The sequence below is a fragment of the Bacillus sp. L381 genome, assembly GCF_030284525.1.
GTDB classification, from domain to species: domain Bacteria; phylum Bacillota; class Bacilli; order Bacillales; family Bacillaceae; genus Bacillus; species Bacillus amyloliquefaciens.
The window spans coordinates 3,766,363-3,782,726 of the sequence record NZ_CP127224.1 but is presented as its reverse complement, the minus strand read 5'-3'; the positions used below and the strand labels follow the sequence as shown (position 1 = coordinate 3,782,726).

The window sequence follows — 16,364 nt, the reverse complement described above, 5'->3', positions numbered from 1 at the left end:
AAATTTTCGACGAATTTAATGAACATACTTATATCTTTATATACAAAAAAGCTTTAGTTAGCAGTAAGACGTAAAATATTTAATAGAGGTGTAGACATTGTCAAAAATAAATGAAATCCAAAATAAGATTAATGAGCTAAACGGTGGCGAGTTTCAAAAAATGATGGATATTTATTTTTCTAAGACAATTGATGGGGAAGTCTATTCCATAGGTTCTGTAATAGGGAACAATAATACAAAAACAGGAACACCAGATACTCTAATAAAAACCCCAGAAAATAAGTATATTTTTATTGAATATACAGTTCAAAAAAATAATCTCTATAAGAAGTTTGAAGATGATCTAGATAAGTGTTTAGATGAATCGAAAACCAATATTTCACTTAATGATATAGAAAAAATTATTTGCTGCTGTACAGGGAGGCTATCTACAGAGGAAATTAGTAAATTAGCTTCAAAAGTAAGTAACTATAACATAAGGCTAGAGTTACTTACTTTAGATGCTATTTCTTTTAAAATTTACGAGTATCCAGCAATAGCATCCGATTTTTTAAATATAACTTTAGATACAGAACAAATTTTAGATATTGATGACTTTGTAAAAGTCTACAATCGAAGTAAATTGGCAACTACATTAAATACAACTATTTATGCCAGAGATTCAGAAATAGATTTAATAATAGATTCAATATACGGGAATCAAATAACTATATTGTCAGGAAAACCTGGGGTCGGGAAAACTAGGATAGCCTTAGAATGTGTTAAACGATTCAAAGAAACAAACCCAGAATATGAAATTAAATGTCTCAGAAATAATGGTCAAAATTTATATAAGGATTTAAAGTTACACTTCAATAGTCCTGGCAGTTATTTGTTATTTATTGACGATGTTAATCACCTAACTCAGTTGAATTTAATATTAGAGTATTTAGGTTTAAAAGATGAAGGAATTGAGTTCAAATTAATTGTTTCCGTAAGAGAGTATGCAGAAAGTAAGATGTTGGATAAAGTATCGGGATTCAACATCAATTTAATAAAAATTGATGTTTTAGAAGATAAAGATATAGAAACCTTATGTAAAGAAGAATATGATATAAAAAATTATTTATATATAGAGAGAATATGTAAGATTTCCAAGGGGAATGCTAGGTTAGCAATAATGGCATGCGAGACTGCAATAAGAGAAAATACATTAAAAAGTATAAGAAACGTTATAGAATTATTGGAAGAATACTACAGAGGTGTTAAAACTGACTTTGAAGATGAATTAGAAAATAATGACCTTTTAAAAACTGCAACTATCTATAGCTTTTTAAATGTTGTAAATCTTGGGGATGATGAAAATTTAGATTTAATGGCTCGATTAACAAATCTGGAAAAAGATAACTTCTTAAGAATTACTGAGAAGCTTCATTCAATGGAAATATTGGATATTTATGAAGGGGAAATCGCCAAAATATCTGACCAAATTTTGAGTACATATATCTTTTATCTAGCTGTTTTTGATAAAAAACTTTTACGGTATTCAGATTTAATAAGAATATACTTTCCAAAATTAAAAAATAGGATTATTGAAAACCTAAATAGTGTTTTTTCATATTTTTATCAAAAGGAAAATTACGGACTAATAAAAGAGGAAATTACCAAGGTTTACATAAATTTAAAAGAAAAGTCAGATGAAAATTTAGAGGGTTTCTTACACACTTTTTGGTTCGCGTTAGAAATAGAAACACTTATTTATATTGAAGATAAAGTTGATCAGCTACCCAGAGAAGAGGAGTATCAAATAAATTTTGATACTTCTAAACAAACTTCAAATCGGTCTGAAATTCTCTCTACACTATCTAATTTTAGTCAAACTAAGTATTATAGGGAATCACTCGAATTAATAATAAAATACTTACAAAAAAAACCTACAGAATTTTCTTCTGTCTATTTTGTTTTAACTCAAGACTTTGGCTTTAAGGAGTTTTCTGACAGACAAAGTTTTACTATACAAAAAGAAATGTTTAATTTGTTAATATCTCAGTATGAACAGGAAGATTCTATTGTTTTTGAAATGCTGTTAATTAGGCTCATTGAATATTATTTGAAGTATAGCCATCATGTTACTGAAATGTCAGATAAAAATACTATCAAATACTATGACTTAATTTTAAAATATTCTCCAGCTATTCTTGAAATAAGAGAAATTGTTTGGAATAAATTAAAAGACTTATATTACAAAAATGGTGAAGAGATAAATAAAATACTTTTTAAGTTTGGATACCAAGATGTAGAAAAAATAAACAAGGATATTTTAATATATGATATTAAATTTATTGAAGAACTAGTAGAGAGTTTAGCAGTGGTAACATTGAAAGAAAGTATTATATTTAATAAAATAAATGATTTTCTATTAAGACATGATTTGAAATTAGATACTAGTTTAATAAATAAATTGAATTCTGAAAAATATAACATCTATAAAATATTAGCAAAAAATGTTTATGGTCATAATTATCGAGAAAGAGAATTAGAAAAAAAGCAGTTATTAGTTAATATGGCAAAAAGGTTTAACTCTCAAGAATTTAATGCTGTTTTTCAAGTTTATGATGAAGTTATAGGTAATGAAATTTTTCAAAATGAAATAAATTCAATAGTAAGTAGCTTAAATACTCTTTTGGAAAATGCTAATGAGGAATTTTTGATTGATATTATTAGAACTTATATTTCTCGGAACTACCAAGTACAATTGTACCCACTTCCTATTATAAATAAATTAAGAAGTGTATTAGATGACAATGATACAGAAATGTTATTACGTGAAAAGACATTCTATGATCAAAACAATTGGCTGTATTGTTTTTTTAGAGCTATATCTGAAGAAAAACCGAGCACAGACCTTCTCAATAAGATATATGATTACTTTAATGAAGATGAAGAAAATATTTCTGGATATTTAATAGATCTTGACTTTTTAAAAAATTATATACAAATTGATGAAAATGTATATGTAAATGTGACAAAAAGGGTATTACAACACAAAGATATTACTATACAAAGAACATTAAGCAAATTATTTAACCCATTCTCTGAAATTAATAAAGAGTTATTTTTCTTGTTTCGAAATGATTTAAGTACGTTAAAAGATGCTTATTTCAAGATAATAGAAATAGATTCTAATATAGATCATGAGTTTTTAATCTTAAAACAGTTTACTGATTTTGATTTAACTATAATAGATCAATTTCTGGAGCAGATATTAAAAAGTCAAAATAAATTATTACGGGTAAGAGATGTTGATTTCTCTTTTGTTTGGGAAAAAGATAATTGGGAATCAATCCTCGAAAGGATAGTTCCTATAGTCTTTAATCAGTCAAAAAGTAACATTTATGACACAGTATCTATATTTAAAAATTTATTATGTGGTCCTAAGGATGAAATAATTATTGAAAGACGGGATTCGTGGTTAAGAGAGAGAATTTCTCTATGGAGTTCCGATGAAGAAAAAATTACTTTATTGTTTTATGGGATAGCTAATTTGAGTAAAGAAAGTAAGGCGCAGTATTTAGTCCATCTATTGGAAAATAATAATTCGTTTGACTTGTTTTGCAAAACACCATTAGACCCACCCTTTTTTTCTTGGAGTGGAAGTGAGGTTCCGGTTTTAGAAGATAAAATTGAGTTATTAGAATTAATTGATAAGAGTTTAACTGGAATTAAATTTTTGAGACATAAAAGATGGATTCAAGATAAAATTGAAGGCTATAAAGAAAGAATAAAGAAAGTTAGAATAAATGAGTTTATGGAGGATTATTAAAACTGGGCACTAAACTAAAATTTCAATCTATGTAAATATCGAAACTAATGTAGGTAATAACTCATTTAGACATTTTACGGAGAGTCGTATCATCAATGATGGTAAATCGGAAATTTAAAATAACACTCTAAATATTGCTTAGTGGCAAGAGTAAATAACAATATATCCCTACGCGTTTTTGGACTCTATAAAGAAATACTTAGTCATATGAAAAAATTGTGAGGTATAAACTATGACCACTAAAAGTTTGAAAAAGAAGGATACACGTTCTAAAAAAACAAAATATGAAAGTATTACCCCTAAAAATAAGGATTATATCTTTAGATATCTCGAAACTTTAGGAAAGAAGGATTCTGCTGATATTTATGAGGGGTCATTATTAAAGATTATATTATTTATCGATAAGGAAATAACTGAAATTAATAGTGGGGATATTGATGATTATGTAGCTGAAGCTAAGAAGATTTCTTATGCCGTTCAAACAATAAATAGAGATTTAGCGGCGTTTAGAAATCTAATTAAATTCTGTATAGAGGAAAAAATACCTGTTGAAGCTTCCTTAAAAGATTACAAAAATTTACCGGACGAGGGGAACGAACGTGCCTTAGAGGGTGTACCGTTAACATATAAACAACTCTTGAAAGTAAAAGATGTTTTAAAGGTTCCTGATACTATTAAAAAAATGGAGTATTCAATAGTTTGGCATTTGGTATTTGAAAAAGAACTACGGAATGGTGTACTTACTGAGTTCTGCACAGAGAAGTTTTCTTCGAAGGAAAATAAGTTTGTTACGTCTTCTGGTGATGTATTTTTGGACGAATTAAATGGTGAGTTTATGAAGAAATTAATAGCTGAAAAGGGAAAGGAATTTGGATTTTCTAAATATCTATCCGATAGGATTATTAGGGATTTAGGAAACGTTATTGGAATTAAAGAATTAACTTATAGAGATATAATTGCTACAAAGAAAAAATATAGCATGAGATGCCCGGTTTGCGAAAGTGTATTAGAAAACCGTGGTGATTTATGGGTTATTCTAGGAGGGAGAATAGTTTGTGTTAACTGTTCAGGGGAGATAAAAAAAAAAATAGTAGTGAATGAGGTTTCTATACCGACGAGTGAATTTTTGGTTGAAAAGGAGCCACATCCTCTACTGGAGGATAACTTTGTTTCCTCTAGAAAAAAATTTGGAATGACTATAGATGATCTATTGAACTTAAAAGATTTTCAAAGAAGAGTAGGAAGTTTAGGAGAACGGTTTGTGTTAGACCGAGAAATTAAAAAATTGGAAGGTACAGAATACTATCCTGAATATGTAGGAGAAGTTGATGTTACTGCTGGATACGATATTGTTTCTTATGAGCGAACAGGAGAAAAAATTTATATTGAAGTAAAAACCTCTGTTAATGTAGATAGCTGTTTTTATTTATCGACTTCGGAATATAACAGGGCAAAAGAATTAGGCGATTCTTATTATATATACCGTGTTGAAAATGTATTGGCAAGGGATTCAAAAGAAGTAAGATTAAATCGGTATAAGAATCCGTGTAAAAACCGTTTGTTTAACTTTAATAATAATGGCTGGAAAGTAAATGTTGTTTTAGATTAGATAACAATAGCTTATAGGTGATTTTAGTTGTAAGTTATTGTATTGTTTTATTTTAATAAGAGTAAAGAGTTCTTTTGGTAAATTTAATTTAAATGGAGTTACTGTTCTCTCTAAAATATTACGGTATCCCCGATTGGGGTGAGTACCGTGATGAATAAATCGAAAAAGTGTACGTAACAAATTACCATTTGTATTATATGTCGCAAGTTTAGTAGTAAGGGGCTAAAAACATGTAAGACTAATTTGACAATAAAAGAAGTATTAAAGAAGAAAGTCCTTTGAATGATTCAAGTGCTCTTAAGTGATTTTAAGGAAGAGAAAAGGTCTAAAATAAACTCGAAGAGGATGATGTATGAACTGCCCCCTTACCAATTAATAAAAACCTCTGTAAGAAACGTTCTAACTGAGAAAAAATCAGTAACGACTATTATGCGGAAAGGATAGATACAGGAGTTTATAATAATCAAGCCAAAACGCTAGAGGGGATAGCTAGTTTAGAAGAGAATAGGAGAAGGGCTGAGAGAGTGTTAGACGAGTTGAAATCCCGAACGATTATAACTAAAGAAGCTATGTATCGGGATTTAGAAAATTTTGAGGAATTGTACGAAGGTGCTAGCAATCAGGAAAAGAAATTGTTGATAAGAGCACTAATTTTTTTAAAAAAAGTTTCTACTGAACCGAAAGGATATGGATTATATAACTTTTTGGTTTAATTATAATGACGCTTTACTACCTAGTAAGACGGGGAGAGGTATATCATAAATAAATACCTAAATTTAAATTCGAATAAATATATATAAAGCGTATAACAAAAATTGGATTAATTATAGCTCCCATTCCGCCAAACCTGCAGCTTCATGTTTCCTAAGCACCTTTACTCCAAAGAGTCCTCAATAATGTATCATTTGCCATTGTTTTCCCAATGTTTCCCCAACCCCAAAAAGAAGCTGTTATTCAAGGATTCCTCCTTTGAATAACAGCTTCTTTTCTCTTTTTCCATATGTCGGTATAAATCCCTTTGCGTAACGGAAACCTAGTGGAAAAGGTTCTTGAAGGAGGGGGCGTATGATGAAGAAAAGTAAAAAAAATCAAAACAACACATCGTTGGTTTGGAAGATGGCGCTTGCCTCTGCTGTTTCTTGGGAAGCGGCAAAACTGGCGGGCTCTCATCACCCCTATTTAGCACCTCTATCTGTTATCTTATGTTTGCAGCCAACCATAGATCAGTCGATTCGATTTTCTTTTCATCGTATTGCGGGAACTGCGATTGGGATCATGTTAACATCCTATCTTGCCAGTCACTTACCAATGAATGGCTGGATGCTGGGGCTGTTACTATTAGGCGGGACCTATATTGCAAAGTGGTTACGAATAGATGAAACGGTTTTACATCAGGTAGCCCTCACCATTTTATTGGTATTTACGTTTGAACGAAATTCCAAAGATTATGCAATGGATCGAATCATCGATACGGTGATCGGCGTCATCATCGCTATTCTGGTTCATATGTTCCTTTTTCCGCCGGACTTTACAAAAAAGGCAGCAGACTCATTTCGATCATTAGCTCGCCAGCTTTCTGACACACTTTCTGACCTTTCCAAATGGGTTCAATCAGAGTGGGGACAAGGAAAGGGAAACCTTGTGGAGTATAAAATGAACAATCTTCTGCAGGAGCTGCATACGGCAAAAGAGATGCTGCAAACAGCCTCTGACAGCTTAAAATTCAACCCAATCCGTAAAAAGCATAAAATCATTCTTTCAAGATATCAAATAGAGATACAAAAGATGAATGCAGGGTATGAGTATATATCAAATATAGTGAAAACGTTAAAAGAATGGGAAAAAGAAGGGCCTTTATCTTCAAGTGACAAAATGGAGCTGGGCAATGATTTAAAGGTGATAAGTGAATTTTTTGAGGGCTTTAAAGGAATGCAGCAGGGTGAAACAGACAATTGGAAACAGAAGGAACAGAACATGTTATTGGAATCTCTCCGTTCCAAACTGCTATTGTACCCGCCGCCCGATCATAAGGTCTATAAAGACTCTTTTTTTTTTAGAAACGAAGAAATTGCTGAAACGTTTGTAATGTTTTCTGGAAAAAAAGAATATGGTTATACAGATGCAGATATGATCAGGTAAAAGCGGGGGAAATCAAATGGATGATATACACCGGATTTTGGATGTCATCACGAATTCTGCAAAACCTAAGGTACTGGCTACCATCATTAAAACAGAGGGGTCCGCTTATAAGAAAGAAGGGGCCTCCATGTTAATGTTAGGGGACAAAACAAGAGTCGGAATGTTATCCGCCGGCTGTCTGGAAGACGATCTTGCTGAAAGGTCAGAGCAAGTTTGGGCTGCAGGAGAGCCGTTGATTGTTCACTTTGATATGAGTGCTGAGGACGATTTATCCTGGGGGCAGGGCGTTGGCTGTAATGGTGTTTTGACGGTTTTACTTGAGCCTGTCAAAGGGGAATTGGAAAGACATCTGCTGACAGTCAAGAAATGCTTAGATGGAAAAAAGTCTGTTACCCGAGTGAAACGATTCACGGAAACGTTAGAGCCAAAGGAAGATATGTATATAGCTGAAGACGGCAGCGTGTTTGGAACCGGGGATTTTATGAAGCAAGTTCAAAACCTGAAAAATCCTCTTTATGACACGGAAAAGGGAATCAAAAAGGATGAACATACATCTGATTTATTTTTTATCCATCAAATGATTCCAAAACCTTGTTTATATGTTTTTGGAGCGGGCGAAGATGCTAAGCCATTGGTTTCTTTGGCTGCTGGTACGGGCTTCCATGTGACGGTGATTGACTGGCGTCCTGCTTTATGTCATAACGGCCATTTTCCTGAAGCCGGCTATTTGATTGTCGGAGCACTGGAAGAAGTAATGGAAGGTCTGAGCATTACACACAGGGATTTTATTATCATAATGACACACAGCTTTCAAAAAGATCGGACCATTTTACATAAATTCGAGAATGAAGATGTGTTTTATAAAGGTGTATTAGGCCCTAGAAGGCGTACGGAACGCCTATTAGGCGGGGTTGAGATTCCGGAGGATATTCATTCCCCTATCGGGCTTTCCATTGGTGCACAAGGCCCTGAGGAAATTGCTGTAAGTATTGTTGGCGAGATGATCAAAAAAATGCGAAAACAAGGGTCTGTTTTATGAAAACAGCAGCCATTTACCTGGCAGCCGGTACAAGCAGACGTATGGGGACGGATAAGCGAAGTTTATTTCTTAATGGGGTTTCCCTGGGAAGTATGGCGCTTAAAAATGCCTTGTTATCTAAATTAGATCATATTTTCATTATCACCAGAAAGGGAGATTCACTGCATTGGCTCTCGGCTTTTTTCTTTTTATATCCTATGTCAAATAAGTGGAGCCAAGTAGAATGTGAGCAGGCGGATAAGGGCCAAGGCCACTCCATACAATGCGGGTTACAAAGAGCGGTAAAGTATGAGGCTGACGCCGTTATCATTCTCCTTGCAGATCAGCCATTTGTCACCACAGATAGCATCAATACGTTAATTGATACCTATCAAAAGGAGCATCGCTATTCATTTATTGCTGCTGAAAATCAACATCTTCCTATGCCCCCTATCCTATTCTCCAAACAATGTTTTCCGCTATTGCATCAGTTAAAGGGAGATCAAGGCGCTCGGTATGTAATCCGTAAAAGTATGATCAATACGGGAAAAATGATCAGCTTTCAAGACCCTTTGCTTTTTTATGACGTAGATACAGTTGAAGATTATACTCTGCTGCTGAATAAATTCGGGGAGTGAATGAGTTGGGGTATATCGGGAAAAGTGTTATTCGAAAAGAAGCCCTTGAAAAAGTGACCGGTAAGGCGAAATATACGGATGACTTTCAAGAAACAGGTGCACTGCACGCGAAAATGCTGATCAGTCCATATGCTCATGCCGATATTGCTTCTATTGACTTTTCAGAAGCTTGGAAGATTCCCGGAGTGATAGCGATATTGGGTGATGAACCTTTTCCGCTTGTCGGTGAAGAAATTAAAGACAGGTCGCCGATTGCTTATAAAAAAGTCAGATACCACGGTGAGCCGGTTGCTGTTGTTGTTGCGGAAAATCCGATCATTGCTAAAAAGGCAGTGCATGCTATCAAGGTGTCCTATAAACCTCTTCCCGTCGTAAATTCCCCCCGGGAGGCCTTTCAAAAGGATGCGCCCCTCGTCCATGAAAATGCGGACCGCTATGAGAAGACAAAAGGTGTATTCCCGGTTCCGAACACAAATATCGCAAACCTCGATAAAATCAGAAAAGGGAATATTGAAGACGGATTTAAGGAAAGTGATGTAACAGCCGAATTCCGAATTTCTTTTAACCCTTCTGATCACGCTGCTATGGAAACAAGATGCTCGATTGTTGAAATTCGCGGGGATGAGGAGATTATCATTACAACATCCTCTCAAGCTCCTTTTGCCATTAAAAAATTAATGCAGTGGTATTTTGGAATCGAACCCGGAAAGGTAATCGTCAAAACGCCTTTAGTTGGAGGGGCGTACGGGGGAAAAGCAGCCGTTCAGTTAGAGGTGATTGCCTATTTGGCATCAAAAGCGGTTGGAGGCCGGCCCGTCAAATTGTTTAATACGAGAGAAGAGGATATGATCACATCCCCCGTTCATATAGGGTTGGATGCCATTGTTAAATTAGGGGCAACAAAGGATGGAATCTTAAAGGCGGCAGACATTCAGTTTTTATTTGATGGCGGAGCGTACTCTGATAAAGGAGTGGACATCAGCCGGGCTGCAGTGGTTGATTGTACGGGTCCGTACGCTATCGACCATATACGGTGTGATTCATATTGTATGTATACGAATCATCCGTATCCCAGTGCATATAGAGGCTACAGTCATGCTGAAGTTTTATTTGCCTTTGAGCGGACGATGGATGTATTGGCAGAAAAGCTGAATATGGATCCGTTGGAACTCCGCTATAAAAATGCCATTCGTCCCGGTGATACGACCCCTACTCAAGTTCTTCTCAATTCAAGCACGGTCGGAAATGTACCAAAATGTATTGAAAGATTGAAGGAATTAATGAATTGGGATGAGGGACAGAGAATTGAAATCGGTGATCGGAAGATACGGGCAAAGGGGATCAGCTGTATTTGGAAAACGTCAACATTTGATACAAATGCAACTTCAGGGGTTATTTTAACCTTTAATCCTGACGGAAGCATTAATTTGATGTCAGGGGTCGTGGAAATTGGAACAGGTACAAAAACAGTGTTAGCCCAAATCTTAGCGGAACGAATGAAAATGGATATAAGTAAAATTCACGTAAAAATGCTTATAGATACACAAACAACACCTGAGCACTGGAAAACTGTAGGCAGCAGAGGGACTTTAATGGGAGGAAGAGCTGTACTGAATGCAGCGGAGGAAGCCATTCGAAAGCTTAAGGACGTGGCATCATGTGTTTTAAGAGTTCCTGTCGAGGAATTGGAAGTGGCCGACGGAAAGGTTTATTTTATAGATCATCCTTCTGTACATGTTGAAATAAAAGACATTGCTTACGGATATACGTTTCCAAATGGAAATACCATCGGCGGGCAAATCATTGCGAGCGGCAATTACACATTAACCCGAATGACGCATTTAGACCCGGAAACAGGAAAAGGAAAGCCGGGACCCGAGTGGGCTGTAGGTGCTCAGGGAATTGAAGTTGAGCTGGATAAACGGGATTATACGTATCGAATTACAAAAGCTTATTCTGTTGTGGATATAGGAACTGTATTGAATAAAAAAGCTGCATTGGGTCAAGTGATGGGGGGGATGAGTATGGGAATCGCATTTGGAGGAAGAGAAACCTTTGTTTTTGATCCATATGGAAGAGTATTAAATCCTCAACTTAGAACATACAGACCCCTTCACTATGGAGAGCAGCCTGAATATATCATTGAATTTGTTGAAACCCCGCATGTTATTGCGCCTTATGGAGCGCGCGGCGGCGGGGAACATGGACTGTTGGGGATGCCGGCAGCATTAGGAAATTGCCTTTCTGCCGCATTAGGTGTCCAATTGAATCAGCTTCCTCTTATTCCTGAACGATTATGGAGGACACAAGAGGGGTGGAAAGATGATACCGTTTGATTTTGAATATTTTAAACCGAAGACAATTCAAGAAACAATCAATCTATTTCACTCCCTTGCGGCCCAAAAGAAAACACCGTTGTATTATTCCGGCGGTACAGAAATTATAACGTTAGGAAGGCTGAATCTCATCTATACGGATGCAGTGATAGATATAAACGCACTTCCGGGATTTCATACCATTGGTTTTTATGAAAATAATCTAGTGATCGGAGCGGGTGTGTCATTAACGAAAGTGGAGGAAGAAAATCCATTCCCGTTATTAAGTAAAACAGTAAGTGAAATTGCGGATCGGACGACTCGAAATAAAATCAGCCTGGGCGGAAATATTTGCGGGGGCATCTATTACCGTGAGGCAGTCTTGCCGTTGTTAATTTCCGATAGTGTGGCAGGGGTTGCAGGGAGAATAGGGCTTCATTATCATCCTATAAATAAAATATTTAACAGGGAAATACAGCTGCAAAAAGGAGATTTTTTATTTCATATCGTTATAGACCGGACGTATACAGACTTGCCATTTGTCAGTATAAAAAGAAGACAGCAGTGGAATGTCGGATATCCATTGGTGACAGTTTGTGCACTGAAAAAAGATGAAAAGATTAGAATGGCCTTTAGCGGCGTATGTCCATTTCCTTTTCGTTCTGTTGAAATGGAGGCTATGTTTAACGATAAAAGCTGCTCATTAGAAGATAGGGTACGCAGGTCTTTACAGTATCTTCCGAAACCTATTCTTGATGACGCAGAAGGCTCAAGTGACTATCGAATATTTGTTTTACAGCATACAATCTTAGATGCCTTACATGAATTAGAAGGAGGTCCACATGTCTGATCCTATTACATTGAAAGTAAATGGCCAGGAAAGACAGATTACTGTCAGACCGGCCGATACTTTGTTATATGCCCTTCGTCTTCGTCTTGGATTAACTGGTTCAAAGCCGGGCTGTTTAAATGGTGATTGCGGCGCCTGTACGGTATTAATGGATGGGATACCGATGAAATCTTGTTTAATGCTTGCGGCAGAAGGTGAAGGAAGGGAAATTACGACAATTGAAGGACTCATCAATACGCCGATTCAAAAGGCCTTTGTTGAAAAATTTGCGTTTCAATGCGGTTATTGTACGCCGGGTTTTCTAATGAATTGTCATGCTTTAGTGAATACTGAGCCAAATGCAAGTGATGAAACGATAAAAAATTGGCTGGAGTCCAATATTTGCAGATGTACTGGTTATAAGGAGATTGAAGAAGCGGTTAAATCTGTTTTAAATAAAGTGGAAGGGACTCGTTAGCCGGTATGACTGTTACGGAAAAGCGTAAAAAAGAGCCCAGAGAATCACCTCTGGACCCTGAAAATTTCTCACTTCATATACCGATACTCCCGCAGTTTCTCCAAAATAGCCACTTCCTTCAGCAGCTCCTCGCCAACATTCGTTTCTTTTACTTTCTTCCGCTCCAGCTCTTTGTCGACTAAGCGTTTCACTGTTAAGACGTCGGTTCCGGTGCTCAGTACTTCGGCCTTTGAGTTAAAGTGTTTATGAGCGACGAGCTGCATGCCGTAAGAGTTGTACAAGAGCGTGTAGCCGGCGATGCCTGTTGTGGATTGGTAGGCTTTAGAGAAGCCTCCGTCGATGACGATCATTTTTCCGTTTGCCTTGATCGGATCTTCGCCTTCGATTTCTTTTACCGGTGTATGGCCGTTGATGATATGGCCGTGATCCGGGTTGAGACCGAACTCTTTCAGGATGTTTCGGCAGGCTGCCTCGTCTTCGCGCAAATAGTAATACGGGTTTTTCTTTTCTTTATGCGTTTCTTTCTCTTTAATGAAATACCGCTCAAAGGTCGTCATGGCGCGTTTTCCGAAGAGGGAGGAGTATTCGCCTGTCCATAAATACCAGACCATGTCTGTCGCCAGATCATCGGTTTCTTCCGGGTGGGCGAAGGCATTCCGTAAGAACCGTTCAAATACATCGAGCAGCTCACGGCCCGCATAGGCTTTATCCTCAATCATCATCGTTTCCATGCTGCCGTTTTCGTCGACAGGAATACAGCCGTGAATCAATAGGTTGCCGTTGTATTTTAAGTAAAGGCTGCCTTTTTTCATCATAAAGTTCATATGGCGGCCCAGCTTTTCGGAATGCTGAACAGAGAACAGCAGCTTGTCCATGACTTCCGCTTCTTCCTCTAATAGCTCATCCGGCTGTTTTGGATTAACCGTCGCAAAGCAGGTGTTTTCCAGTTGATATGTTTTTCCGTTTAGCGTGATTTCATTTCGGTCATAATCAATCTTTTCCAGTAACAGCCGTTCCTCCATATTAAAGTTTGGCCGTCTCTTGATAATCGGGCTCTCAAGCTTGAATTGGATCATCGCGATCGCCTGATGAATTTTTGTGATTTGCTTAATTTCATCTTCCGGTCTGTTTTCATCCGCTTTCGGGCGGAAAGACGGGTTATCATCATAATATTTTTCGGCCAGGTTCAAGAGCGGTCTCAGGTTGATGCCGTAGACGTCTTCAATAATATCCAGGTTGTCATAGCGGGCACAGATGCGGATAATATTGGCCAGACATACTTTCGAGCCGGAATAGGCGCCTATCCAGAGAACATCATGATTCCCCCATTGAATATCCACTGAATGATAGTTGATCAGTTCTTCCATAATTTTATCAGGCTGGGGTCCGCGGTCGTAAATATCGCCGACAACATGCAGATGGTCGACCACCAATCGCTGCGTGCTGTATGCAAGACCGGTGATCAGCTTATCGGCTTGGCCGAGCGCAATGATCTGTTCTATGATTTCGGAATAATATTGTTCCTTGTTGGCGGCTTGTTCTGTTTTGTACAGCAGCTCTTCAGAAATATAAGCAAATTGGGCAGGCAGAGCCTTTCGCAATTTGGAGCGGGTGTATTTGGAAGAGCAATAAGAAACGAGCTTAATCATTCGATGAATCGTTTCTTCATACCAATCGTTTAATGCTTCTTTCGAATCAAAGTCATGTTTGATTAATTTGAGTTTGTCTTCCGGATAATAGACCAATGCTGCCAGTTCATCAATTTCTCTATCGTAAATGACACCGCTGAAAATATCGCGGATCTTCTCTTTTACTCTTCCTGAACCGTTCCGCAGCACGTGCTGAAATGCCTGATACTCCCCGTGCAAATCACTGACGAAATGCTCGGTTCCTTTCGGCAGGTTCAGTATCGCTTTCAGATTAATGATTTCTGTGACCACTTTTTCTTCACAATCGTATTTTTGTGCGAGCAGATCTAAATATTTCGTTTCCAATCTCGTCCATCCCCTTTTTATTTACGAGCATTTACATGATAAGGTGAATTTAAAAGTATGACATTATGAGTAAATCATTAGACCTTATATGATAGTACCGCATAACGCCTTTTTGAGACAATCAAAACGAGGGCAAGGGGCGCCGAGATGGCGGAGAGAAAGCTTAAGCAAACCGCGGAGAAGGTTTCTTTAACATGAATCGGGACACCGATTGCAGCTTAGGAAGCACCACGGCTTTGGTCATGGAATTGATTTTCTTCTATCACAGGATTGTCTCGTTTTCAGAAATGAGATGAATGAAACAGATAGTTTTCAAGGGCCTTGAAATGGCGGCGTTTGGATTGCTTTGAAGCAGATTCTGGAGAGACCGCGGAATTTCGCGGTGCCGAAGGGTTCACGATAGTATTTGGCGTGCTGATAATTTCAGCGCATGTTTATGCGAAAAAAATAACAGCACCTTCAAATTTGATGGAGAGGTGCTGTTTTGTAATTTGAATGCCTAGATGAACATTCGATGCATGAACAGTTGTTTTTGCTTACTTTAATATTCTCCTTTAATGACAAAAAACGAGCCCCGAATGGTTCCGGCTAATTTAGACTTTTGCCTGGCAAACTTAAACTTCCCTTCTAACTCCTTCGGCACTTCCATCCCCTCAGAAAGCTTAAAACCAACAGCACGCTTCTTAGGGTCATCAACCGTATACATGACGTTGACCTCAAGACCATCCTCATAAAAGACGTAGGCCATTTTGATATTTTCCACTTGGAAACGCGACGTTTCTAAAGGTTTGGCCGCAAACTCAATATCACGTTCTTCTTTCAAAATTCGGTTTACATACTCAAGGGTCTCTTGGCTTTCGCCGGCTGGTACCACCGTAAATTCATGCTTGTATTTGTTCATTAAGTAACGGGCTTCATTAGCACGTAAACCAGCAAGCGCTTCTGCCACAGGTGAAGACTCTAAACCAACAGCAGACACATTTTTAAAATCAACGATATATGACAATGCCATCTCTCCTTTTACTCTTTATTTCCTAACAACAGGAATCCACATTTCACCAAATACTAAGCCGTTTCGCTGCCCCATCTCAACCGTTGCATTCGGCCCGCCGACATAAGCAAAATTCTTTGCTTCCGGCAAGATCTGACCAAAGGCAATGCCGGTAAGCTTATTGCTCAATTCATCGGCCGTCTTCCCTTCCCCTTTCACAACCAGGTATTCCCCCTTAGGAAATTGGATGACTCTGGTTTCTCCTGTCACTGACGCCTCTTCCTCTGTCATCACGCCGGCATAATGCATCATCCTGTTGTTTACCGCTTCGTTCACGGCAAAAATATAGTCATTTGCGGCAATGGCTTTCAACGTGTCAAGCCTTCCATCTTGTTTGACGGCTTCCCAAAAGTCAGCCTTTTCCTTGTTTATGCCGGCATAGTCTGTGTAATCGCTTTTAAGCTCAGTTCCAATACCAAAAACGGTAAAGCCGTCTTTTTCTTCCAGAGCGTAATTTTCCATATTCAAAACCTTCCTCTTTTTAAAATAAT

At 37.3% G+C, this 16,364-nt stretch carries 11 protein-coding genes and 1 pseudogene; 9 read left to right on the top strand and 3 right to left on the bottom strand.

Features of this window, described 5'->3' with window-relative positions:
- Nucleotides 1–97: 97 nt before the first annotated feature.
- The 9 genes and pseudogenes from QRX25_RS19335 (at nt 98) to QRX25_RS19295 (ending at nt 12,828) form a co-directional block, all read left to right on the top strand.
- Nucleotides 98–3,802 carry a hypothetical protein gene (locus QRX25_RS19335; RefSeq protein ID WP_212099931.1) on the top strand — a complete coding sequence of 1,235 codons (3,705 nt, stop codon included), beginning with the start codon at nt 98–100 and terminating at the stop codon, nt 3,800–3,802.
- A 232-nt stretch (nt 3,803–4,034) separates the two neighbouring features.
- A complete protein-coding gene (locus QRX25_RS19330; protein WP_212099928.1) occupies nt 4,035–5,411 on the top strand; it encodes a protein NO VEIN domain-containing protein in 1,377 nt (458 codons plus the stop codon).
- A gap of 524 nt (nt 5,412–5,935) precedes the next feature.
- Nucleotides 5,936–6,124, top strand: a complete 189-nt coding sequence (locus QRX25_RS19325) for a hypothetical protein (protein WP_212099925.1) — start codon at nt 5,936–5,938, stop codon at nt 6,122–6,124.
- A gap of 355 nt (nt 6,125–6,479) precedes the next feature.
- Nucleotides 6,480–7,497: pseudogene (locus tag QRX25_RS19320) on the top strand (FUSC family protein).
- 69 nt (nt 7,498–7,566) lie between these two features.
- The gene (locus tag QRX25_RS19315) at nt 7,567–8,589 is read left to right on the top strand and encodes an XdhC family protein (RefSeq protein WP_212099923.1); all 1,023 of its coding nucleotides are present in this window, start codon (nt 7,567–7,569) and stop codon (nt 8,587–8,589) included.
- A complete protein-coding gene (locus QRX25_RS19310) occupies nt 8,586–9,206 on the top strand; it encodes an NTP transferase domain-containing protein (RefSeq protein WP_212099921.1) in 621 nt (206 codons plus the stop codon). The genes QRX25_RS19315 and QRX25_RS19310 overlap by 4 nt, the downstream gene beginning before the upstream one ends.
- 5 nt (nt 9,207–9,211) lie before the next feature.
- Entirely contained in the window at nt 9,212–11,542 is a 2,331-nt protein-coding gene (locus QRX25_RS19305) for a xanthine dehydrogenase family protein molybdopterin-binding subunit (RefSeq protein WP_212099919.1), read from the top strand.
- Nucleotides 11,529–12,371, top strand: coding sequence for an FAD binding domain-containing protein (locus tag QRX25_RS19300; RefSeq protein ID WP_212099917.1), 843 nt, complete (start codon nt 11,529–11,531; stop codon nt 12,369–12,371). The genes QRX25_RS19305 and QRX25_RS19300 overlap by 14 nt, the downstream gene beginning before the upstream one ends.
- Entirely contained in the window at nt 12,364–12,828 is a 465-nt protein-coding gene (locus QRX25_RS19295) for a (2Fe-2S)-binding protein (protein WP_212099915.1), read from the top strand. Before QRX25_RS19300 ends, QRX25_RS19295 begins: the two co-directional genes overlap by 8 nt.
- A 68-nt stretch (nt 12,829–12,896) precedes the next feature.
- Here QRX25_RS19295 and fbp read toward each other — a convergent pair whose 3' ends face one another.
- The 3 genes from fbp to QRX25_RS19280 all read right to left on the bottom strand — a co-directional run bounded on the left by fbp (nt 12,897) and on the right by QRX25_RS19280 (nt 16,335).
- Nucleotides 12,897–14,822 carry a fructose-1,6-bisphosphatase gene (gene fbp, locus QRX25_RS19290; protein WP_212099913.1) on the bottom strand — a complete coding sequence of 642 codons (1,926 nt, stop codon included), beginning with the start codon at nt 14,820–14,822 and terminating at the stop codon, nt 12,897–12,899.
- A gap of 541 nt (nt 14,823–15,363) precedes the next feature.
- Nucleotides 15,364–15,828 carry a DUF8821 family protein gene (locus tag QRX25_RS19285; RefSeq protein WP_065982761.1) on the bottom strand — a complete coding sequence of 155 codons (465 nt, stop codon included), beginning with the start codon at nt 15,826–15,828 and terminating at the stop codon, nt 15,364–15,366.
- A gap of 21 nt (nt 15,829–15,849) precedes the next feature.
- Complete coding sequence (locus QRX25_RS19280; protein ID WP_115996387.1) at nt 15,850–16,335, bottom strand: GyrI-like domain-containing protein; 486 nt, start codon at nt 16,333–16,335, stop codon at nt 15,850–15,852.
- Nucleotides 16,336–16,364: the final 29 nt, after the last annotated feature.